The organism is Hymenobacter convexus (assembly GCF_030580955.1).
Classification (GTDB): Bacteria; Bacteroidota; Bacteroidia; order Cytophagales; family Hymenobacteraceae; genus Hymenobacter.
The window spans coordinates 105,859-127,994 of the sequence record NZ_JAUQON010000004.1; the positions used below are offsets into that span (position 1 = coordinate 105,859).

18 protein-coding genes, 1 tRNA gene and 1 pseudogene are annotated in these 22,136 nt (G+C 59.5%); 3 read left to right on the forward strand and 17 right to left on the reverse strand.

What is annotated here, in order from left to right; translation table 11 throughout:
• The first annotated feature begins 252 nt into the window (after positions 1–252).
• Positions 253–1,764: an acetyl-CoA carboxylase biotin carboxylase subunit gene (accC, locus tag Q4S41_RS09685; RefSeq protein ID WP_305030914.1), complete on the forward strand. Its 1,512-nt coding sequence runs from the start codon at positions 253–255 to the stop codon at positions 1,762–1,764.
• A 128-nt stretch (positions 1,765–1,892) separates the two neighbouring features.
• Here accC and Q4S41_RS09690 read toward each other — a convergent pair whose 3' ends face one another.
• Positions 1,893–2,351, reverse strand: a complete 459-nt coding sequence (locus Q4S41_RS09690) for an RES family NAD+ phosphorylase (RefSeq protein ID WP_305030915.1) — start codon at positions 2,349–2,351, stop codon at positions 1,893–1,895.
• Between the two features lie 139 nt (positions 2,352–2,490).
• Complete coding sequence (gene parS, locus Q4S41_RS09695) at positions 2,491–2,931, reverse strand: type II RES/Xre toxin-antitoxin system antitoxin (protein WP_305030916.1); 441 nt, start codon at positions 2,929–2,931, stop codon at positions 2,491–2,493.
• 270 nt (positions 2,932–3,201) lie between these two features.
• On the opposite strand from parS, the gene Q4S41_RS09700 reads away from it, so the two are divergent.
• Positions 3,202–3,588, forward strand: a complete 387-nt coding sequence (locus Q4S41_RS09700) for a secondary thiamine-phosphate synthase enzyme YjbQ (protein WP_305030917.1) — start codon at positions 3,202–3,204, stop codon at positions 3,586–3,588.
• Between the two features lie 115 nt (positions 3,589–3,703).
• Here the strand turns inward: Q4S41_RS09700 and bshB1 are convergent, their stop codons facing one another.
• The 8 genes from bshB1 to Q4S41_RS09740 all read right to left on the reverse strand — a co-directional run bounded on the left by bshB1 (position 3,704) and on the right by Q4S41_RS09740 (position 12,639).
• Positions 3,704–4,423 carry a bacillithiol biosynthesis deacetylase BshB1 gene (gene bshB1 / locus Q4S41_RS09705; RefSeq protein ID WP_305030918.1) on the reverse strand — a complete coding sequence of 240 codons (720 nt, stop codon included), beginning with the start codon at positions 4,421–4,423 and terminating at the stop codon, positions 3,704–3,706.
• Between the two features lie 143 nt (positions 4,424–4,566).
• Entirely contained in the window at positions 4,567–5,688 is a 1,122-nt protein-coding gene (locus Q4S41_RS09710) for a M23 family metallopeptidase (RefSeq protein ID WP_305030919.1), read from the reverse strand.
• A 128-nt stretch (positions 5,689–5,816) separates the two neighbouring features.
• A complete protein-coding gene (gene trxB, locus Q4S41_RS09715) occupies positions 5,817–6,752 on the reverse strand; it encodes a thioredoxin-disulfide reductase (RefSeq protein ID WP_241935768.1) in 936 nt (311 codons plus the stop codon).
• Positions 6,753–6,898: 146 nt separating this feature from the next.
• Positions 6,899–7,762 carry a sigma-70 family RNA polymerase sigma factor gene (locus tag Q4S41_RS09720; RefSeq protein ID WP_035566352.1) on the reverse strand — a complete coding sequence of 288 codons (864 nt, stop codon included), beginning with the start codon at positions 7,760–7,762 and terminating at the stop codon, positions 6,899–6,901.
• A 123-nt stretch (positions 7,763–7,885) separates the two neighbouring features.
• Positions 7,886–10,057, reverse strand: coding sequence for a polyribonucleotide nucleotidyltransferase (gene pnp, locus Q4S41_RS09725; protein WP_305030920.1), 2,172 nt, complete (start codon positions 10,055–10,057; stop codon positions 7,886–7,888).
• 200 nt (positions 10,058–10,257) lie between these two features.
• A complete protein-coding gene (rpsO, locus tag Q4S41_RS09730; RefSeq protein ID WP_305030921.1) occupies positions 10,258–10,533 on the reverse strand; it encodes a 30S ribosomal protein S15 in 276 nt (91 codons plus the stop codon).
• A gap of 135 nt (positions 10,534–10,668) precedes the next feature.
• Positions 10,669–12,123 carry an LptF/LptG family permease gene (locus Q4S41_RS09735; RefSeq protein ID WP_305030922.1) on the reverse strand — a complete coding sequence of 485 codons (1,455 nt, stop codon included), beginning with the start codon at positions 12,121–12,123 and terminating at the stop codon, positions 10,669–10,671.
• A 102-nt stretch (positions 12,124–12,225) separates the two neighbouring features.
• Positions 12,226–12,639, reverse strand: coding sequence for an START-like domain-containing protein (locus Q4S41_RS09740; protein WP_305030923.1), 414 nt, complete (start codon positions 12,637–12,639; stop codon positions 12,226–12,228).
• Between the two features lie 130 nt (positions 12,640–12,769).
• Between Q4S41_RS09740 and Q4S41_RS09745 the strand changes: the two genes are divergently transcribed.
• Positions 12,770–12,843, forward strand: a tRNA-Met gene (locus tag Q4S41_RS09745).
• A 177-nt stretch (positions 12,844–13,020) separates the two neighbouring features.
• Here Q4S41_RS09745 and rplT read toward each other — a convergent pair.
• The 7 genes and pseudogenes from rplT to Q4S41_RS09780 form a co-directional block, all read right to left on the reverse strand.
• The gene (gene rplT, locus Q4S41_RS09750) at positions 13,021–13,365 is read right to left on the reverse strand and encodes a 50S ribosomal protein L20 (RefSeq protein ID WP_168672944.1); all 345 of its coding nucleotides are present in this window, start codon (positions 13,363–13,365) and stop codon (positions 13,021–13,023) included.
• A gap of 153 nt (positions 13,366–13,518) precedes the next feature.
• On the reverse strand, positions 13,519–13,713 hold the full coding sequence (gene rpmI / locus Q4S41_RS09755) for a 50S ribosomal protein L35 (RefSeq protein WP_196291761.1): 195 nt from the start codon (positions 13,711–13,713) through the stop codon (positions 13,519–13,521).
• A 221-nt stretch (positions 13,714–13,934) separates the two neighbouring features.
• Positions 13,935–14,492: pseudogene (gene infC / locus Q4S41_RS09760) on the reverse strand (translation initiation factor IF-3); the annotation flags it as partial.
• Between the two features lie 273 nt (positions 14,493–14,765).
• Positions 14,766–16,700 (reverse strand): threonine--tRNA ligase, encoded by a 1,935-nt coding sequence (thrS, locus tag Q4S41_RS09765; protein ID WP_305030924.1) that lies wholly within the window; start codon positions 16,698–16,700, stop codon positions 14,766–14,768.
• A 138-nt stretch (positions 16,701–16,838) separates the two neighbouring features.
• Entirely contained in the window at positions 16,839–17,963 is a 1,125-nt protein-coding gene (locus Q4S41_RS09770; RefSeq protein WP_305030925.1) for a tetratricopeptide repeat protein, read from the reverse strand.
• 107 nt (positions 17,964–18,070) lie between these two features.
• Positions 18,071–19,051: a hypothetical protein gene (locus Q4S41_RS09775; RefSeq protein ID WP_305030926.1), complete on the reverse strand. Its 981-nt coding sequence runs from the start codon at positions 19,049–19,051 to the stop codon at positions 18,071–18,073.
• Positions 19,052–19,163: 112 nt separating this feature from the next.
• On the reverse strand, positions 19,164–21,902 hold the full coding sequence (locus Q4S41_RS09780; protein ID WP_369811289.1) for a DNA gyrase/topoisomerase IV subunit A: 2,739 nt from the start codon (positions 21,900–21,902) through the stop codon (positions 19,164–19,166).
• Positions 21,903–22,136: the final 234 nt, after the last annotated feature.

Genomic DNA, 22,136 nt, shown 5'->3' on the forward strand with positions numbered 1-22,136 from the left:
GTGCATAATTTGGGCTTAATAACCCGGCAATGGGCCGTGGGTTTGGAGTTGGGAGCAGGTTTCACAGTTTCTTTGTGGCTGCTTTCTAATCGTCGAACTAGAAAGAACGTCATGCTGAGCGCAGTCGAAGCATTTCTACCGCACAACTAATCCGAGCGAATGAAATTACTTCGGCGGTAGAGATGCTTCGACTGCGCTCAGCATGACGTTTAATTAAACCCAAAGGCTTCTTCGTTCTCCTCTCCCACCCACATGAAAAAAATCACCAAGCTACTCGTCGCCAACCGGGGCGAAATTGCCCTGCGTGTGCTGCGCTCGGCCAAGGAAATGGGCATTGCCACCGTGGCCATCTATTCTGAGGCCGACCGCAACGCCCTGCACGTGCGCTACGCCGACGAGGCCGTGTGCGTCGGCCCGCCCGCCTCGAAAGACAGCTACCTGCGCGGCGACAAGATTCTGGAAGTCTGCAAAGAGTTGGGCGTCGATGCCATTCACCCCGGCTATGGCTTCCTCTCGGAGAATGCCGGCTTTGCCCGCGCCGTGCGCGAGGCGGGGCTGATTTTCGTGGGCCCCAGCCCCGAGGCCATGGAAATCATGGGCGACAAGCTCTCGGCCAAGCAGGCCGTGCAGGCCTATAATATCCCGCTGGTTCCCGGCACGGCGGAGGCGATTTCGGACGTACCCGCTGCTAAGCGCATTGCCGAGGAAGTGGGCTTCCCGATTCTGATTAAAGCTTCGGCCGGCGGCGGCGGCAAGGGCATGCGTATTGTGAATAATGCCAACGAATTTGAAGAGCAGATGCAGCTGGCCATTAATGAGGCCGTGTCGGCGTTTGGCGATGGCGCGGTGTTCATCGAGAAGTTCGTGACCGGGCCGCGCCACATCGAAATTCAGGTTTTGGGCGACGAGCACGGCCACATCGTGCACCTGTTTGAGCGCGAATGCAGCATCCAGCGCCGCCACCAGAAGGTGATTGAGGAAGCGCCCTCCTCGGTGCTCACGCCCGAGCTGCGCGCCCGCATGGGCCAGTGCGCCGTGGACGTGGCCCGCGCCTGCGACTACACCGGCGCCGGCACCGTGGAGTTTTTGCTTGATGATAAGCGCAATTTCTACTTCTTGGAGATGAACACCCGCCTGCAGGTAGAGCATCCTGTGACGGAGCAAATCACCGGCCTCGACCTGGTGAAGGAGCAAATCAAAGTGGCCCAGGGCGAGCCCCTCGCCTTCCGCCAGGAAGACCTCAGCATCACCGGCCACGCCCTGGAGTTGCGCGTGTACGCCGAAGACCCGCAAAACAACTTTCTGCCCGACATCGGCACCCTGACCACTTACGTGCGCCCCCAGGGCCCCGGCGTGCGCGTCGACGACGGCTTTGAGCAGGGCATGGACATTCCGATTTACTACGACCCGATGATTGCCAAGCTGGTCACCTTCGGGGCCGACCGCGCCGAGGCCATCGCCCGCATGTTGCGCGCCATCGAGGAGTATCAAATCACGGGCATCGAAACCACGCTGGGCTTCGGCCGCTACGTGCTGACGCACCCCGCCTTTGTGAGCGGCGACTTCGATACCAACTTCATCAAGGACCATTTCACACCTACCACCCTCGCCCCCGCCGCGCCGGACGAGGCCACGGCCAAGGTAGCCGTCGCGCTGGCCGCTATGCTGCTAGAAACCAAGAAACCCAAAGCGGCCGCTGCAACCGGCGAAACGGCTGGCGCGGAGGTTTCAGGGTGGCGGCAGAACCGGCTGGGGGTTCGGTAGCCCATTCACTGCACTTAAAAAGGAAGCCCGGCTGATATAGCCGGGCTTCCTTTTTGCGTAAACATCCCTCCCTGTGCAGCTTACCGCTTAAAAAAATGTGGGGTTAGCCAGAAAAGTGGAGCGGGAATTTAGGGCTCATCCTGCTTAATCCGCGGGTCAAACTCAAAATCCTCCCAGCCCACAATTCGAATCTGCGCGAAATCCGCGTGGCGGGTGTTGAGCACGTAGTTGTGCTCGTGGGCGATGATAGAGGAGGGCACCCGCAGGATGGCCGCCGTTTGGCGCTGGTACCAGGCGGCGCCCAGGGGCTGGCAACGGGCGTAGTGACGCGGCAACTGCCACTCGGGCGGCATCTGGGCCAGGGTCAGCTCTTCGACGGGCAGGGCGTCGGGCACTTCGATACGGACGACTTTGAAGAGGCTGTTGAGGCCCTCGCCGCTGCGGTGCACCACGTTTTCGAGGCAGGCCAACGCGCGGCTGCCGGCGGTGTAAATGACCAGCTGGCCGCGCAGGTTCCAGCGGCCGGGGTTGCCGGAGGCGACGAGCTCGCCGGCGTATTTGGCCAGGCAGATGCGGTAGATTTCCACTGGAGGCGGGTTTCTGATTGTGGCAGAACGGTGTAGAGACGCGACCCTTCGCGTCTCGGCGTCCGCGCCGTTGGCATCGTCTGCGGCCGCATCGTTCGACGAGGAGACGCGAAGTGTCGCGTCTCTACATCCTACCTTTTTAAGCAAAGTCGCCGTGGGCAATGCGGTCGACTTCGTCGGCCACCAGGTCGATGCCGCCGCTGGTTTCGAGCAGGGCGAGCGGAGGCTGGTTGTCGAGGCCATAAGCGGGCTTGTCGAGCCAGCGACGGAAGGCGCCGAGGGAGCCGAATACTTCTTCGCCCTGGCGGGCGAGAGCCAGCAGCTTGAGAATTTGTTCGCTGGCGGCGGGGCCGAGGCGCTTTTTGCTTTCGCGGTAAGCGCGCAGTGTTTTGGTGGTGGTGTGTAGCAAGTCGGCGAGTTCGTCGGCGCTCAACTTCAGAACCGACGCAACGTCGAAGGCCGTTTTGGCGGGCACACCGGTGCGGGCTTCCATCACGAGGGCGAAGGAATCGGCCACGGTAGCCTGCAAGCCCAGCAAAGCGGGCGAATAGACGGCGGAAGGGTGAGCGGCGGCAGTCATAAGCACAGGAGTTGAATGCATACCCAAAGATGGGAATATTTTCCGTATCAACGGGAAATTCTTCCCTTTCGTTTCCGGGGTGCGTAAACGCAACGCAAGTACCGGGCGACTCAACCTGCTGCTACGGCCTTGCGTTAGACCATTGTCCTTCCGTTGCCCCTTCTTCTCCTCAGGCAATTATTGCTTTTAGAACAGCGGAGCTGAGCTTGTCGGAGCATCGCAGCCACGCCAGTACTTATGATTTTCCAGAAGCAACTCCGGCTACCGGCCATGCATCGGGGCTTTCACCTCATCACCGACTATGTGCTACGGGAGTTGCCCGAGCTGGCGCAGGTGCGGGCCGGACTGCTGCACGTGTTCATCCAACACACCTCGGCCAGCTTGTGCCTCAACGAAAATGCCGACCCCACGGTGCGCCACGATTTTGAGCAGTTTTTCAACCGCGCGGCGCCCGAAAATGCCCCCTACTTCCGCCATACCTCCGAAGGCCCCGACGACATGCCCGCCCACCTAAAAGCCGCGGTGCTGGGCAGCAGCATTAGCATTCCGGTCATGCACGGACGGCTGGCGCTGGGCACCTGGCAGGGCATCTACCTGGGCGAGCACCGCGAGCACGGCGGCCGGCGCGCGCTAATGCTCACGCTAATGGGTGAGTAAGTAAGTTAGAGTAAATGCGAAATCTTCTACAAGAAACCGCCCCGGCTGCTAGGGCGACCGAGGCGGTTTTTTGGGTTACTAATGCACCTACTTGTTCGCGCAGGAAATACTGGCACTACAGCAAATCTCCCACCTCGCGCACCCCCACCGGCCGCGCCACGGTGAAGCCTTCGCCAAACTCGACGCCGATGATGTGGCCGAACTCCCGCGCCCGCGCTTCCATAAACCGGCCAAAGGCCTGGCTGGAGAGGTAGGTTTGGGGCGCGTCCAAATCGGGGTTAAAGAACTGGGTTTTGAAAGCCTGAATGGCTTCCCACTTCTGGGTCCAATGCGGCGTGATGTCTACCACAAAAGCGGGCGGCAGCTGCCGGTCCTGAATGTAGTGGTACACGTTTTGGGGTCGCCAGGCTTCCTGGGGCTGGCCGTTTTCGTCCAGGGTTTCAATCATACGCAGGCCGCTCAGAAAACAAGCGTCAATGGCCAGTTGGGCAGCCTTGCCGTGGTCGGGGTGGCGGTCGGTGATGGCGTTGGCCAGCACCACCTCGGGCTGGTAGCGCCGAATGGCCGCAATGAGCAGCAGCTGGTGTTCCCGGTCATTACGGAAGAAGCCATCCGCCATGCCTAAGTTCTCGCGCACGTCGATGCCCAGGATTTTATTCGAAGCCGCCGCCTCTTCGGCCCGGGTTTCGGGCGTGCCGCGCGTGCCCAGTTCGCCCCGGGTGAAATCGACAATGCCGACTTTTTTGCCCACCGCCATGCTGGCCAGCAGCGTGCCGGTGCAGGACATTTCTACGTCGTCGGGGTGGGCGCCCAGGGCCAGGATATCGAGTTTCATATTGGTTTTTTTGAAGAATAGGAGTAGAAACAGGACGTCATGCTGAGCGCCGCCGAAGTATCTCCACCACACAACGTAACTCATTTACTATTGCGGGAGAGATGCTTCGGCGGCGCTCAGCATGACGTCCTGTTTGGCTTTAGTTACTTAATCCGTAGCTTTTTGCCCGGCTGCAAAGTCTTCACGCCCGGGTTTAGCTTGCGCAGCGTGCTCACACGCACGCCGTAGCGTTCAGCCACTTCCGACATCGTATCACCGGAGCGCACTTTGTGCGTCACCACCTGCCGGGCGCGGGAAGGCGAACCGCTGCGGCTGCCGCTGCTGCGCCGCCCCAGGGCCCGGCTGTAATAGTTGAACAGCTGCGAGGTGATGGTAAAATTGTCCTTGCGCAGCTTGTAGCCGGGGAAATCGTACATCAGCACCGGGTTGATGGGGTTGCCCTGGTAGCGCACCTCGAAGTGCAGGTGCGACCCCGTGCTCCGCCCCGTGCTGCCGCCATAGCCAATGAGCTGGCCAGCCTTCACGAAGGTACCCACCGTCACCAGCGACTTGCTCAGGTGGCCGTACACGGTTTCGAGGCCGTTATAATGCCGCACCAGAATGTAGTTGCCGTAGCCGCCGCCGTCCCAGGCCTGAATCCGGACTACGCCATCGAACACGGCTTTCACCGAATCGCCGGTTTCCAAGTCCAGGTCCATGCCGTAGTGCCAGCGGTAGCCCCGGAAGGCAAAACCCGACGTAATGGGCGTGGTCACGAGCGGCATTTTGGCGTAGCGCTGCCGGGGCGGGTCCGTGAGGCGCAGCTTCAACGAGTCGCGGTAGCTGCGGCCGTCCACGCGGTAGGGGTTCACCCGGTGCGTATCCCAGATGGAATAGTAGCCCGCCACCTTCACCCACGACGAATCGATGAGCACCTCCTCCGACATCTCCACGATTTCCTGCCCGCCCTCGTTCAGCGTCGTGGTGTCTTCGCTCACAATGCTGAGCTTCTTGGCCGGATTGAAGTAAATGGACTTCGCGGCATCAGAATTCTCGTCAGGGATTTCTTCGGTTTCAATCACCGTGGTAGTATCCGGCCGCACATAGCGCATCTTGGGCGTCTTGATGCGGAAGAAGTCCGATTTGCCGGACGTGCTGCCAGCTTGGGCCTTGGTGCGCAGCGGTTTGCGGCGCTGCGCCTGCACCGGGCTCAGCCCCACCAGCAGCCAAAGCAGCGCCAGCAATAGCAACGCCGGGCGCCAATACGTTGTTTTTAAGAATGTCAAAAGCAAGCAGGAAAAGGCTGGCGGCCGGAAATCAATGTCCCGACAGCCGAGCCGTTTGGTCTAAAACAAAACGGTTAGAAAGGACGAACCACAAAGCTCGTCTTTTCTAACACGTTCTCATAAAAAATTTAGTGTATCCCCATCGCCGCCAGGTACCGTTCCGCGTCCAGCGCGGCCATGCAGCCGGTACCGGCGGCCGTCACGGCCTGCCGGTAGGTGTAGTCCTGCACGTCGCCGCAGGCAAACACGCCGTCGATATTGGTCTTGCTGCTGCCGGGGATGGTCTTCAAGTAGCCCTGTTCGTCATGATGCAGGTAGGGCTGGAAAATCTTCGAATTCGGCTCGTGCCCAATGGCCACGAAGAAGCCCGTCAGCGGAATCTCGCGCGTTTCGTGCGTCAGCACGTTTTTCACGCGCACACCTTCCACCGAGTGTTCGCCCAGAATCTCATCCGTCACCGTGTCAAACAGCACCTCAATCTTGGGGTTGTCGAGCACGCGCTTCTGCATGATTTTCGAAGCCTTCATCTCGCTCTTGCGCACAATCATCGTCACCTTGCTGGCCAGATTGGCCAGGTAGGTCGCTTCTTCGGCCGCCGTATCGCCGGCGCCCACAATGGCCACTTCCTGCCCCCGGTAGAAAAACCCGTCGCACACCGCACAGGCCGACACGCCCGAGCCGTTCAGCTTGGCCTCCGAAGGCAGCCCCAGCCACTTGGCCGAAGCCCCGGTGGCAATAATCACGGCATCCGCCGTCAGTTCCGTGGTTTCGTCGATGGTGATTTTGCGCGGCGTCACCGAGAAATCCACCGCCGTAGCAATGCCGTAGCGGATATCCGTCCCAAAACGGGTGGCCTGCTTTTTCAGGTCCTCCATCATCTCCGGGCCCATAATCCCATCCGGGTAGCCGGGAAAATTTTCCACATCATTCGTAATCGTGAGCTGGCCGCCGGGCTGCAAGCCCATATACATCACGGGCGCCATGTTGGCCCGAGCCGCGTAAATCGCCGCAGTATAACCAGCCGGGCCGGAGCCAATAATCAGACATTTAATGTGTTCAGCCATTGCATTGGGCGGCAAACTTTCGCTTGCCGTTTTGAAGCTATTTTCAAGATAAAAGTTTCACAGCAAGCCAAAGCTCACCGCACAGGTTGTACAAAAAACCCCAACCTTACAGCCGGGGTTTTTGCAACAACAAAACTAAGCAGAAGTTAGCCCAGATAAGGCTTCAACGCCTTTGAGCGCGACGTGTGCCGCAGACGACGAATCGCCTTTTCCTTAATCTGACGCACCCGCTCGCGGGTCAGGTTAAACTTCTCGCCAATTTCTTCCAGCGTCAGCGCCGCTTCGCCATTCAGGCCGAAGTAGAGCGTAATTACATCAGCCTCACGCTTGGTGAGCGTACTCAGCGCACGCTGCACTTCCTTGCGGAGCGAGTCGTTCATCAGCGCCATGTCCGGCGACTCTTCGTCCTCGTTTTCGAGCACGTCGAGCAGACGGTTTTCCTCGCCCTGCACAAACGGAGCATCCACCGATACGTGGCGGCCGCTGATTTTCAGCGTATCCACCACTTCCGAAGTGGTCAATTCCAGCACCTCAGCAATTTCTTCGGGCGAAGGCTCACGCTCGAATTTCTGTTCCAGTTCCGAGAAGGATTTGCTGATTTTATTCAGCGAACCTACCCGGTTCAGGGGCAGACGCACAATGCGGCTCTGCTCGGCCAAAGCCTGCAGAATCGACTGGCGAATCCACCAAACAGCGTACGAAATAAATTTAAAACCCCGGGTTTCGTCAAAGCGCTTGGCGGCTTTAATAAGGCCCAGGTTACCTTCGTTGATAAGGTCACCCAAGCTAAGACCCTGGTTCTGATACTGTTTAGCAACCGACACTACGAAACGCAGGTTGGCCTTCGTCAATTTTTCCAGCGCCTGCTGGTCCCCGTCGCGGATGCGCTGCGCGAGCGTCACCTCCTCGTCGGGCGTGAGCAAATCAACCTTGCCAATCTCCTGGAGGTACTTGTCCAGCGACTGGCTTTCGCGGTTGGTAATCTGCTTACTAATTTTTAGCTGTCTCATTGGGGACTAGGTAAGAACGATATCTGATGGGGTTATACGAAAGAAAAAGCCGTCCGGACAGTCCCCTAAGTCAGAGGTAGCCAACAGGCTTCCTCCGACATTAGTTCGGGACTGCTAGCGCAACTACGCTTGGGCTTCGCTGTTGCTGGCAGCGGCCGTCTCCGGCTTGGGCAGCAACACCTTGCGCGACAAGCGATACTTGCCGGTTTTCTTATCGATTTCCACCAGTTTCACGTCGATGTCCTGGCCCACTTCCAACAAGCCTTCCAGCGTCTGAATCCGCTCGTGCGTCACTTCCGAAATGTGTAGCAGGCCGTCTTTGCCCGGCATAATCTCCACGAAAGCGCCGTAGGGCTGAATCGAGCGCACTTTGCCTTTGTACACCTCTCCCACTTCGGGCTGGGCCGCGATGGCGCGAATCCGGTCGATGGCGCCCTGCATGTCCTCCTGGTTGGATGCGTAGATGCTCACGTGGCCCTTCTCGTCCTTCTCCTCGATTATCACCGTGGCGTTGGTGTCCTTCTGAATCTGCTGAATGACTTTGCCGCCCGGCCCGATTACGGCGCCAATGAATTCTTTGTCAATCAGCATCTTGTGCGAGCGCGGCGTGTGAGGCTTCAACTCCGCAGCCGGGGCCGAAATTGTCTTGGCCATCTCGCGCAGGATGTGCAGGCGGCCCTCACGAGCCTGGTGCAGCGCAGCGGTCAGAATCTCATTGCTCAGGCCCTGGATTTTGATGTCCATCTGGCAGGCGCAAATGCCTTTCTCGGTGCCGGTCACCTTGAAGTCCATGTCGCCGAGGTGGTCCTCGTCGCCGAGAATGTCGCTCAGTACGGCGTACTCACCGGTTTCCTTGTCTTGCACGAGGCCCATGGCGATACCGGCCACAGGAGCCGATACTTTCACGCCGGCATCCATCAGCGCCAGCGAGCCGGCACACACGGTGGCCATCGATGAAGAGCCGTTCGACTCCAGGATATCCGACACGATGCGGATGGTGTAGGGGTTTTCCTCATCCGAAGGCAATACCTGCTTCAGCGAGCGCAGCGCTAGGTTGCCGTGGCCAATTTCGCGGCGGCCGGCGCCGCGGTTCGGCTTTACTTCGCCGGTCGAGAAACCGGGGAAGTTGTAGTGCAGCATGAATTTCGAGAAGCCCTTGGTGAGGGGCTGGTCCACAATCTGCTCGTCGAGCTTGGTGCCGAGCGTCACGGTGGTGAGGCTTTGCGTCTCGCCGCGGGTGAAAATGGCCGAGCCGTGCGCACCGGGCAGGTAGTTGATTTCCGACCAGATGGGACGGATTTCGGTGAGCTGACGGCCGTCGAGACGAACCCGCTCTTTCACCATCATGTCGCGAATGGCCTTCTTCTCGGCCGAGCCATAGTAGCGGCTGAACATCTTCATGTCCAATTCCGGCTGCTCAGCCACGAGCTTGTCTAAGAAAGCCTTTTTCACACCCGAGAAGCCTTCCTTGCGGCCGGCCTTCTTGGTGTTGCCCGAGCGGGCCACGTCATAAGCACCCTGGTAGATGCCTTCGTGAATGAGCTTTTTGAGGGCTTCGTTCTCCTCGTACTTGGGGTACTCGCGGGGCTGCGACTCCGGCGTGCGGCCCACGGCCAGCGCCAATTCAGTCTGCAGCTGGCACTGGGCCTTGATGGCTTCGTGACCGAAGGCAATGGCCGCCACCATCTCCTCTTCGCTCACCTCCTTCATGGCACCTTCCACCATGGCCACGGAGTCGGCGGTAGCGCCCACCATCAAATCCATGTCGGCGCGGGCCAGGTCGGAAGTCTTGGGGTTAATCTGGAACTGGCCGTCGATGCGCGCCACGCGCACTTCGGAAATGGGGCCAGCAAACGGAATGTCGGAAATCGACAGGGCAGCCGAAGCGGCCAGGGCAGCCAAAGCATCGGGCTGCACTTCTTTATCGGCCGAGATGAGGGTAATCATTACCTGCACCTCGTAGTGGTAGTCTTTGGGGAACATCGGCCGCAGGATGCGGTCGACGAGGCGGCAAATCAGGATTTCGTAGTCGCTCAGACGGCCTTCGCGGCGCTGAAACGAGCCGGGAATCTTGCCGGCCGAGCCGAATTTCTCCTGATAATCAACCGACAGGGGCAGAAAATCAACGCCTTCGCGCTGGCTCGGGGCCGAAACCACCGTGGCGAGTAGCATGGTATCGCCGAGGCGAACCACGACGGCACCGTCGGCGAATTTGGCCAGCTTGCCGGTTTCGATGGAGATGACGCGGCCGTCGGGCAGCGCCAGGGTTTTGGTAATGGCGTGGGGTTGGGACATCAGCGGGATTTGCTTGGAAAAGCGACAGCGGGCGAGCAGCCAAAAACGAGCACCGCGCACGGCCCTCGTTACTCAAACTAAACACAACAGGGCCCCGATGGCAAAACAGCTTTTCGGGCCGGCCCCGGGGCCAAACCAACCCGAACAAAAAAAGAGTAGGGAACCTTCGTTGGAAGGCTCCCTACTCTCAGATTCTGGACTTACTTACGGATGCCCAGCTCCTTGATGATGGCGCGGTAGCGGTTGATTTCGCGGTGCTGCAGGTAATCCAGCATGCTGCGGCGCTTACCTACGAGCTTCAGAAGGCCCAGGCGGGTGCTGTGGTCCTTCTTGTTGTTCTTCAGGTGCTCGGTGAGGTGGGTGATGCGGTGGGTGAAAAGGGCGATTTGCGACTCGGCCGAACCGGTATCGGTTTTCACTTTCTGCAGGCTGTTCTTTTCGAAGATGGCCTGTTTGGCTTCGGTATTTAAAATCATCGGTTGATAGGTGTGACCCCGTCTTAGATTTTAGGATGAAAAAAGAAAATTCAGTACCCCACACATTGGGGTGCCGCAAAGGTACGAAATTTAAAAACAGGATGAAAGCGGTATTGGCAGATTTATACCAGCAGTTTAAGCGGCCACGCTTTCCTCCGGCTCGGTGATTTTACGCAGGGCTGGAATACCGAGCCGCTGCGGCAGTCGGCGCCAGAAATCCAGTTCGAGTAAGCCAGAGTCGTTGTAAGCCTGATACAAGAAAAATAGCCCCGCCGGTAACAGCACCAGATTCGACATCCACATGCCGATGCCTACCGGCATCACAAACTCGCGGCCATATTTCTCGCCCATGATGCTGAGCACGTAGTAAACAATGAAGAACAGAATGGAAATGAGGATGGGCACGCCCAAGCCGCCTTTTTTGATGATAGAGCCGAGGGGCGCTCCAATCAGAAACATCAGCAGCACAGCCACCGACTGCGAATATTTGCGGAACACTTCGATGCGAAACAAGGCCGAATTCTTCGCTAAGTCCGTCAGCCGCTCCGACGATGAATCGGCGTAGGTCTTCAGGTTGCGGGCGCGGCTGAGGGCCTGCTCAATTACGGGCGGCGTCAGCGCCGCCAGCCGGGTAACGGGCACCTGCCAGCTTTCCACCTTGCGGTTGGCGGCCCGGCCGGTCGTATCGAAGCGCAAAAAGGAATAATACGCATTCATCTGCATCGGCAGTAGCTGTTCCTCTTTGTGCATTCTTTTCTGCACCGAATCGGTGGCATAGTGCAGCTGCGGGATGTTCAGCATCATCCGGTTTTGCGCGAACAACTCTTTTTTGGTCGTTGTCATACCGAACGAGGCCAACGAAAACGTAATTACGTTATGGTCAAACGCTTGGCGGATGAAACTGGCGCCAGCGCGGTCCTGGGCATCGGGCTGCTCTACGTAGTTGTGACCGTGAAAGAGCTCAAAGGCCAAATATCCTCCACCGTGCGCCGTGCGCATGCGGCCCGAATCTGCAAGCATAACCGTGGCGTTACCCGACTTCTGGGTATGGTCGTAAATCATTACCCCGTGCAGCCGGTCACCGTTTTCACCGGTTTTCTTGTTCACTTTTATGGTGTAGCCGGGAATACCGTTGTAAAAAACGCCTTCCCGGATATCCAATGCCAACTTCTGCTGGCGCACGTCCCACAACAGGCTGTAGGCGTTTAAATTGGCGCGCGGCACAATGGTTTCGTTAAACCAGAAAGCGCCCACAGCCAGCGCCGCCGTCAGCAGCAGCACCGGGCGCAGAATGCGAGTGAGCGCAATACCCGAGGCTTTAATGGCCGTCAGTTCGTGGTGTTCGCCCAGGTTCCCGTACGTCATTAGCGACGACAGCAGCACAGCCAACGGCAATGACACAGGAACAATCAGAACACTGAAATAAAACAGTAATTTCAGCAGCACGCCCGTACCCAAGTCCTTGCCGATGATATCGTCGAGGTATTTCAGCAGGGTGTGCGTAAGCAGAATGAACTGCACCACGGCAAACGTGAGCAGAAAAGGTCCGGCAAAGGCCTTGAGAATAAGTTTGTCGAGCTTCTTAAGCATAGAAGGCAGCCTTAAGCAGTGGTTTTAGCTGCAGGCGAAACGATGGCAGGCCAAAAAAAGTACCGCCGGTCCTGAAAATCCTGGGCCGGCAAAGGTACCGAGCTACCCGCCTACCTGCTCGCGCAGTTTGCCCACCAAGCCTTCCCACATTTCGTGCTGCTCCCGGGCATCGAGGGCCGCCGAGTAATCAATCACGCGGAGGTATACCTCGTCCGTTACCTGTGAGGAATCGAGGGTGAACTCCAGGAAGCTGGCATCGGTCACGGGTTGGCGCTGCTCATCAAGGAAAACGAAGCGTACGGCGCGGTTCAGGCGCTGGCCCGAGATTTCGGCGTAGTGGTTGTCATTATCCCAGATAAAATTGAGGCGCTGGCCTTCCACATAGCGCACATCGTCGCAAAACCACTGGGAAAGGCCCGAGGCCGTGGCCAGATAAGGAAAAAGAATTTTGGGCGAAGCATTGATGGGGAATTCCACCACGAAGCGCGCTTTCGTTTGAGTATCAGATAAAGCCATCAGAGGAAATCGAAAATTCGGCGCCCCCCTTGGTCCGAAAACAACGGGGCGCGATATAAAAACAGTGTTTTTTGGCCCGTGGGCTTGCACGGCGGGTTTTTATCCGCGTACCTTTGCACCCACAAAACCCGGCGGGGTAGCTCAGCTGGTTAGAGCACAGGATTCATAACCCTGAGGTCGGCGGTTCGAGCCCGCCTCCCGCTACGCCGAAAACCGTTTCAGCATTGCGCTGGAGCGGTTTTTTCGTTTCCGGCCCTGTGTCAAACGTTAGCCTTACGGCAAAACGTATCGAACGGCACGAAACGGGAAAGCCTGAAACAAGAAGACGCTGGACCCACACGAGTGGCCAGCGTCTTCTTGGTTAATAGCGGCCGGAGGCGACTATTTCGCTTTTTCCACGATGCCTTTGAAGGCTTCGGGGTGGTTCAGGGCCAAGTCAGCCAGTACTTTGCGGTTGAGCTCGATGCCAGCCTTTTTCAGGCCGCCCATCAGCTGCGAGTACGACAGGCCGTGCTCACGAGCGCCGGCGTTGATACGCTGAATCCAGAGGGCGCGGAATTCGCGCTTCTTTACTTTACGGTCGCGGTAAGCGTAGAGAAGGCCTTTTTCAACGGCGTTCTTGGCTACGGTCCACACGTTTTTGCGACGGCCATAGTAGCCTTTCGCCAAACGCATGATTTTCTTACGGCGGTGGCGTGAGGCCACGTGGTTGACACTTCTTGGCATAACCTTGAGAGTTTTTGGCAGCCGGCGACGGGTTAGGTCTTAGAGCCGGAAGCCTGGTGAAAATAAATGAATAATTAAAAATGAATAATTAAAAACAGGCAGTCGGTTCTTTATCAACAGCAGCTACCCCGATTTTTAATTCTTGATTTTTAATTAGAAGTTGAGCATCTGACGCACGCGGCTCATGTCGGCGCTGCTCACCAAGCCCGTGTGGGTCAGGCCGCGCTTCTGCTTGGTCGTCTTCTTGGTCAGAATGTGCGATTTGAAGGCGTGCTTCCGCTTCACCTTGCCCGTTCCGGTGAGCGCAAAGCGCTTCTTGGCACCGGATTTCGTCTTTACTTTCGGCATTGTAGTAAGTGTTGGAGGGTTGGTTGTTGATTGTTGATTACTCGCCAACCGGGGGCTGGGAAGTCATCTTCAACCGGGTAATGCTATTCGGCGGCTTCGGCGGAGGCCGGGGCAGCGTCGGAGGTCTTGTCGGTCGCGTCGGCTTTGGGCTCGGCCGGCTTGGGAGCCTTGGGCTTGGCATCGGCCGGAGCGGCGGGCTTGGCCGAGGAAGCAGCGGCGGCTTTGGCCACTACCGCCGCCTTGGGAGCGAGGTAGAGGAACATGCGCTTGCCTTCGAGCTTGGGCAGCTGCTCCACCTTGGCGAGGTCCTCGAGGGCCTGGGCAAACTTGAGCAGCAGAATTTCGCCACGCTCCTTGAAGACGATGCTGCGGCCGACGAAGTGTACGTAGCTCTTGATTTTCGCGCCTTCGCGCAAAAACTCCTGGGCGTGCTTCACCTTGAAGGCGAAGTCGTGCTCATCGGTATTGGGGCCGAAACGGATTTCTTTGAGGACGACTTTGGTTTGCTTGGCCTTCAGCTCGCGGGTTTTCTTCTTCTGCTCGTACTTGAATTTCGAGTAGTCGATGACGCGGCAAACGGGCGGCGTGGCCGTGGGCGAAATCTCAACGAGGTCGAGATTCTGGTCCTGGGCCATTTTACGAGCTTGGTCGGTCGGGTAGACGCCTTGCTCAACGTTGTCGCCGACGAGGCGCACTTCGCGGGCCGTAATTTTCTGGTTGATTTTGAACGGCTCTTCCACCTGCTGGCGGGGCACGTACCGACGGTTCGGGGCTGCTATGGTTTGGTCCTCCTGCTAAAAAAGTGGCGGGGAATGAGATTCTTGGCGGTTCAGGCCGGGTAAGGCCTGGCTATCAAGGGGCAAATATCGTTATTTAAAATGGGAAAGACAAGCTGATTGCAGAAGGAATTTGTAAGAGAGCGTAAAAGCGTAAAAAAGAACGTCATGCTGAGCGAAGTCGAAGCATCTCTACTGCAATAGTAAATAGTTACTACAGCACGCGAGAGGCTTCGACTTCGCTCAGCATGACGTTCTTTTTTGCTAGACCAGAAACTACATCGCCTCCACCATCTGGCTCTGTACGCTTTTCACGAAAGCCTCCAGCGGCATGGAGCCGAGGTCGCCTTCGCCGTGTTTGCGGACGGAGATGATGTTGTCCTGGGCTTCTTTCTCGCCCACTACCAGCAGGTACGGAATCTTACCCATTTCAGCGTCGCGGATTTTGCGGCCGATGCGCTCGTCGCGGCCATCCACGGTGCCGCGCAAGTCGTGCTGCTCCAGTTGGGCCTTCACTTGGTAGGCGTAGTCGCTGTACTTATCGGAAATGGGCAGCACGATGAACTGCTCGGGCGTGAGCCAGAGCGGGAAGTTGCCGCCGCAGTGCTCGATGAGCACGGCCACGAACCGCTCGAGCGAGCCGAACGGGGCGCGGTGAATCATCACCGGACGTTGCTTGGAGTTGTCGGCGGCGGTGTACTCGAGGTCGAAGCGCTCGGGCAGGTTGTAGTCGACTTGGATAGTGCCCAACTGCCAGCGGCGGCCGATGGCGTCGCGCACCATGAAATCGAGCTTGGGGCCGTAGAAGGCGGCTTCGCCCAGCTCGGTGGTGGTGGTGAGGCCTTTCTCGGCGGCGGCTTCGATGATGGCGCTTTCGGCCAGGGCCCAGTTTTCGTCGGTGCCGATATACTTGGCTTTGTTCTCGGGGTCGCGCAGCGAAATCTGGGCGGTAAAATCGTTGAAATCAAGCGCCTTGAGCACGTAGAGCACGATATCAATCACCTTCATGAACTCGTCCTTCACCTGGTCGGGGCGGCAGAACAAGTGGGCGTCGTCCTGCGTGAAGCCGCGCACGCGGGTGAGGCCGTGCAGCTCGCCCGACTGCTCGTAGCGGTACACGGTGCCGAACTCGGCGAACCGCACGGGCAGGTCGCGGTAGCTGCGGGGCTCGGTTTTGTAGATTTCGCAGTGGTGCGGGCAATTCATCGGCTTGAGGAAGAATTCCTCGCCGGGGTTGGGCGTTTTGATGGGCTGGAACGAGTCGGCGCCGTACTTCTCGTAGTGGCCGCTGGTGACGTACAGCTCCTTGGCGCCGATGTGGGGCGTGACCACGGGCAGATAGCCGGCTTTCACCTGGGCCTTGCGAAGGAACTGCTCGAGGCGCTCGCGCAGGGCGGTGCCTTTGGGCAGCCACAGCGGCAGCCCCGCGCCTACTTTCTCCGAGAAAGCAAACAGCTTCAGCTCTTTGCCGAGCTTGCGGTGGTCGCGGCGCTTGGCTTCTTCGAGGCGTTCGAGGTATTCGGCGAGGTCCTTGGCTTTGGGGAAAGTGATGCCGTACACGCGGGTCAGCTGCTGTCGGTTGGCGTCGCCGCGCCAGAACACGCCGCCCACGTTCATCAGCTTCGCGGCCTTGATATTACCGGTATCGGGGATGTGCGGGCCGCGGCAGAGGTCGGTGAAGTTGCCCTGCGTGTAGAAGGTGATGTTGCCGTCTTCAAGGTTTTCGAGCAGCTCTAACTTATAAGGGTCCTGCTTTTCGGTGAAATAGGCAATGGCGTCGGCTTTCGAGACTTCCTTGCGCTCGTAGCGACTTTTGTTTTTGGCCAGCTCCAGCATCTTCTTCTCGATTTCGGGGAAGTCTTCGCTGCTGATGCTGCGGCCTTCACCGAGGTCGACGTCGTAGTAGAAGCCGTTTTCGATGGCCGGGCCGATGGCCAGCTTCACGCCGGGGTACAGGGCTTCGAGCGCCTCGGCCATGAGGTGGGCCGAGGAGTGCCAGTAGGTGGATTTGCCGGCGGTGTCGTTCCAGGTAAGGATGCTGACGGTGGCGTTGTCGGGCAGGGCACGGTGGAGGTCGCGCACGTCACCGTTGACGGTGACGGCGAGGGCGTTGCGGGCGAGGCCTTCGGAGATGCTGGCGGCGACGTCGTAGCCGGTCGCGCCGTCGGGCAGCTGGCGCTGGGAGCCGTCGGGGAGGGTGATGTTGAGCATATAAAGCGGAATGGGTGCCTGAGCGGCAAAATGGGGCGCAAGTTACGCGTTGCTTGATTCAAAGCGGAATCTGGCCCGTGAAATAACGAATGACGATGTTACGAACGTCACGCTGGCCCGGCAAGTGCCTTTCTGCCACTAGTCGGCTTGCGGGGCGCGCGTGGGCAGCGGGGCGATGGGCGCCGGGCGCCGGGGAGCTACCGGCCGGCGGTAGTAATAGCGCGGCGCGGTGCGCAGGCTATCGGGCAGCGAGGCCTGCACCAGCCCGTTGGTTTTCCAGACTTTATAGGTCCAGTGCGCGTTGCCGGGGTTTTCAGCCACTAAGCGGCGGTATTGGTCGAGGGCTTCGGGCAGGCGGTTTTGGGCTTCATAGGCTTCGGCGAGGAATGCGCGGGCCTCGGGTAGACGGGCGTTGCGCCGGATGGCGCGGCCGAGGTGCTGAATGACGGCTTTGGGTTGTTTGGCTTTGGCGGCGGCCAGGCCCAGGCGATAGTCGGCCCGGTATACGGTCGTGTCGAGGGCCAGAGCGCGGCGGTAATACCAGAGGGCGCTGTCCGGGCGGCCCTGTAGCTCCAGCTGGCGGCCGTAGTCGTAGCACAGCAGGCCCGAAGTCGTGTCGAGCCGCATGCCCTGGGCGGCGTATCGGGCGGCTTCGGCGGGAATGCGCCAGGCGTTCAGCAGGAAGGCCAGCTGGTGCAGGATTTCGGGCTCGCGAGGGTCGCGGGCCAAAGCGTCCTGCAGGTATTGCACGGCAGTGCTGGTATCGGCGGTAGCAGCGTAGGCCAGGCCTTTGTAGAACAGGGCCGCGGGCTGGTCGGGGTCGAGGCGCAGGGTGCGGTCGAGGTTGTCGAGGGCGGCGGGGTAGTTGCGGGCGGCCAGGTGGGTTTCGCCCACCAGCAAGGGCAGTTCGGGGCCACCGAAGCCGTGTTCGGCCGCCTGCCGCGCGGCGGCCAGTGCCTCGTTGAGCCGGCCAAGGGCGCGGTAAGCCCGGGCCTGCAGGAAATAGAGGCTACCGTCGGTATCATCGATGGCTAAGGCAGCGGCCACGTCGGTGAGGGCGGCACGGGGCTGGCCGGCCGCGAGGCGCAAGGTGGCGCGCTTGGCCAGCAGGGCGGTGTTTTGGGGGGCGCGGGCGATGGCGCCGTTCAGCTCATCGGCCTGCACCCGGGGGCCGCTTTGCACGGTGGCCAGATTGACCAGGGTATCGGCGTGCTCGTCGGGCGCCGTTTGGCATGCCGGGGCGGCCAGCAAGAGCAGCGGCACAAGGGTGAGCCTGAAAAACCGATAAGCACACATGGGAAGCCTGTAGAAGTACTGCAAAGAAAACAGCTGCCTGGCCAGCAAGCAGGATGCGGAGCTGGCCGCAGCCATTATTCGCTCTTGCGGGTGCTGTCAACCGCCGATTTTACGGAAACAGGTGCTGCTGTTGGCGCAGTTTCGCGCCCTTGGCGCTTTTGGTAGCGGGCATCGGCGCGAAGCAAGGGTGGCAGCATTTTCCGACACAGACGGCTCAGCACAAGGTCGTCGCTGGTAATGGGCGGGATTTTTTCGGCTTCGCGCAACACCTCAATGGCGCGGCGGCGGCGACCCTGGTACCGGCACATACGGGCCAGGTCGTAGCAAAACTGCAGGTTTTGGGGCGCCATTCGATGGGCCTTTTCCAGGTCGTCCATGGCCTCACGGCTATCGCCGCCATCGGGCACATCGCCAAGCACGAGTTTACTATAGACGCGTTCGAGCAGGTTGTAGTGGGCCACGCGGTATTGCCAGCGGCCCAGCAGCTGCCAGGTTTCGGGCAGGTCGGGCCGGCGCTCGGTGGCGAGGTACACGTGCGAGCGCAAGTCGCGGAAAGCGGCCAGCCGGGCGCCGGCACTGTAGAGCGTGGCTTGGTTGAACAGGGCCAAGGCGACGGCGTAGTTACTTTCGCCGCCTTCGGGCCGCAGCAGCAGGGCGCGGTCGGCGTAATCGCGGGCGGCATTGAAGTAGGCCGATTTGCGGGTTTCATCGGAGTAGCGCCCACCGATGCGCACACTGAGCACCGCCGACTGCCACAGCGCCAGATAATGGGTGGGCGCTAGGCCCAATACTTCCTGGTACACCGCCAGGGCTTCGGAATCTTTGAACTGATTGGCCAGGCTGGCCGCCTGAAATAGCTTGACGCGCACCGCCGGCGGGTCGGCGGGCAACGCCGGGACCAGCGGCCGGGCCGTTACAGTGGCCGGCTTGTGTAGCTTGGTCTTGAACTGCGCCCGGGCCGGCACGGCGGCCAGTGTTCCAAGCCCGAGCAACAGCCCGACCCGACACAATCGGGCCAAACGCAGCAGAAACAGGAAAAAGCGCAATCCGGGCATAAACGCAAAGAAACGGCATGGCGCCTTGCTCTTAGCGTAAAATGTAGATGGGCGCCGTTCCCGCTTACAACGAGAACGGCGCCCATCTTATTCCACGGATTATTTCCGCGCCTTAAAACAGCCCCAGCTGCGCCTTAGGCCGCTTGAGCAGCTCGCGGGCCTGGGCCACTTCCTCGGCCGTCACGTCGACAGGACCGGTAGGCTCCGGGCGGGGGGCATCGGGCGTTTCGGCGCCGGTGTCGTTGGGCTTGGGCAGGGCGCGCTTTTTAGCTTGCTCGCGGCGCTGAGGCTCGGGGCCCTCGTCGGTGAGCAGCGTGAGGGCGTGGATTTTGTAGAAGTTGAGCTTGTTGCCCATTGCCTTCCAGCCCTTCACATCGATGAAGTCGTGCAGGCCTATTTTCTCGGTTTCCTTGTCGGCCTTTTTGTCCTTTTGCACTTTCAGCTCCACCAGCGGCTCGGGGTTGGCCGTCACAGCCAGCAGCTTCGAGCCTTTGGTTTCGGAAATGAAAGTGAAGCGCTTGCTCAGCGTGCTGGTTTCAATCTTGAACCGCTTGACGTAGTGGATTTTGGTTTCGCCGTCCATGTACACCGTCGATAAAACGGTATCTGGCTCAAACTTGCGCAGTATTAAAATATTGGGCACGTCAAAGTGAATGGCCGTATCCGGCGGCGTCAACTCGTAGCTGCCGTCCTTGAACACCACTAGGATGGTGTCGTCGGTATCGAAGGCGCCCAGGTAGCGGCCGTGGGCCGAGGTGGTGAGGCGGCCCACCACGCTGTCGAAGAACATCTCGCGCCCGCCCAGCGTGGAATCGCCCAACGACTTCTGGGTGATTTTTTTGATGGGCTGCTTGGTCACGATATTCCCCATCGAGCCCTTGCCCTTGATGGCGAGGTCGGCAAAATCGAAGTCGAACTGTTTCACCCGCGCCGGGGCCTTGTCGCTGAGCTGAATGCTCACGATTTCCGACTCCGAATTGGGATTGGCCGTGAGATACAGCGTCTTGGTGCCTTTGGTGCCCTTGGTGAGGTCGTACACCTTGTCGCGCGTGATGCCCGATACCAGGAAGCGCTTGGCGAACGAGATGCCCGAAGTGCCGTCGAGGTACACCATGTTGTACACCAGCCGGTCGTCGTTCTTATTATAGACGCCCACGTGCAGAATATCCTTGCCAACGAAGGTCTTTTCCGCGATTTTGCTCACCGTGAAGGTACCATCGCGCCGGATGGCGATGATGTCGTCCAGGTCGGAGCAGTCGCAGATGGTCACGGCGTTTTCGTCCTTTTTCAGGCCGTAGCCCACGAAGCCGTCGGCGTAGTTCACATACAGCTTCTGGTTGGCCACGGCCACTTTCTGGGCCGTCACCACGTCGAAAGTGCGCAGCTGGGTGTGTCGCTCGCGGCCCACGCCGTATTTCTTCAGCAGGCCCTCGAAGTAGCGAATGGCGTAGCGCGTGAGGTTAGCCAGGTGGTCGGCCACTTCAGCCAGCTCGGCTTCGAGGCGCTGCAGGTATTCGTCGGCCTTGAAGCCGTCGAATTTCGAAATGCGCTTGATGCGGATTTCGGTCAGGCGCGTGAGGTCGTCTTCGGTAATAGCGCGGCGCAGCACGATGCGGGCGTCGTCGGCGCGGGCCTTCTCCCCTTCCACGCGCACAAATTTTTTCAAGCCCTTGTCAATCGTTTCGAGGATTTCCTCCCAGGTTTCGCACTCCTCAATCTTGCGGTAGATGCGGTTTTCGATGAAAATCTTCTCCAGCGAGGCGTTGTGCCACTTCTCCCACAGCTCGTCCTGGCGGATTTCGAGCTCGCGCTCCAGCAGGCGTACCGTGGCTTTGGTGCTCTGGCGCAGCACGTCCTCCACGCCCACGAAGCGGGGCTTCTCGTCGATGATGACACAGGTGTTGGGCGAGATGCTGATTTCGCAGTCGGTGAAGGCGTACAGCGCGTCCATGGTCAGGTCGGGGCTCACGCCGGTGGGCAGCTGCACCTGGATTTCTACGTCGGCCGCCGTGTTGTCGACCACCTTCTTAATCTTGATTTTGTTGGCCTCGCTCGCCTTCACGATGCTCTCCATCAGCGCCGTGGTGGTGGAACCGTAGGGAATGTCGCGGATGACGAGCAACGTCTTGTCGACCTTCTCGATGGTGGCGCGCAGGCGAATCTTGCTGCCGCGCATGCCCGAGTTGTAGTTGCTCACGTCGCACAGGCCGCCGGTCGAAAAGTCCGGAAACAGCTGCACCTCCCGCCCTTTCAGCACATCGATACTGGCCCGGCACAGCTCCTGAAAGTTGTGGGGCATAATCTTGGTGCTCAACCCCACGGCAATGCCCTCCACGCCCTGCGCCAGCAGCAGCGGGAATTTTACGGGCAGCGTGGTGGGCTCGCGCTTGCGGCCGTCGTAGCTAAGTTGCCACTCAGTGGTGTCGGGGTTGAACACCACATCCAGGGCAAACTTCGAGAGGCGCGCCTCAATGTAGCGGGGCGCGGCGGCGCCGTCGCCGGTGCGCACGTCGCCCCAGTTGCCCTGGGTTTCAATGAGCAGGTCTTTCTGGCCCAGGTTCACCATGGCGTCGCCGATGCTGGCGTCGCCGTGCGGATGGTACTGCATGGTCTGACCGATGACGTTGGCCACTTTGTTGAAGCGGCCGTCGTCCATCTCCTTCATGGCGTGCAGAATGCGCCGCTGCACGGGCTTGAGGCCGTCCTCAATGGCCGGCACGGCCCGCTCCAAAATGACGTAAGAGGCGTAGTCCAGAAACCAGTTCTGGTACATGCCGCGCACCGTGGCCACGTCGTGAATGGTTTCGCCTGGGGCGAATTTGGGCTCCTCCTCGGTTTCGGGCTCGGTCACTGGCGGGGCTTCCACTTCTGCCGCCAGGTGGCCAAATAAGTCGGCCGCCGGGGCCGTTTCATCGGTTCCCTCGTCAGCCACTTCGCCCTCGGCGGGGGCGACCGGAATTTCCGTTAGTTCGGCCGCATCGGCGGCTGCGGCGGGCGAGAACGCGCCCAGGTCAAAATCCACCGAATCGCCGGGTTGCAAAAAATCCTGGTCGGGAGCGTCGGAAGCGGGAGTATCGAGAGTAGC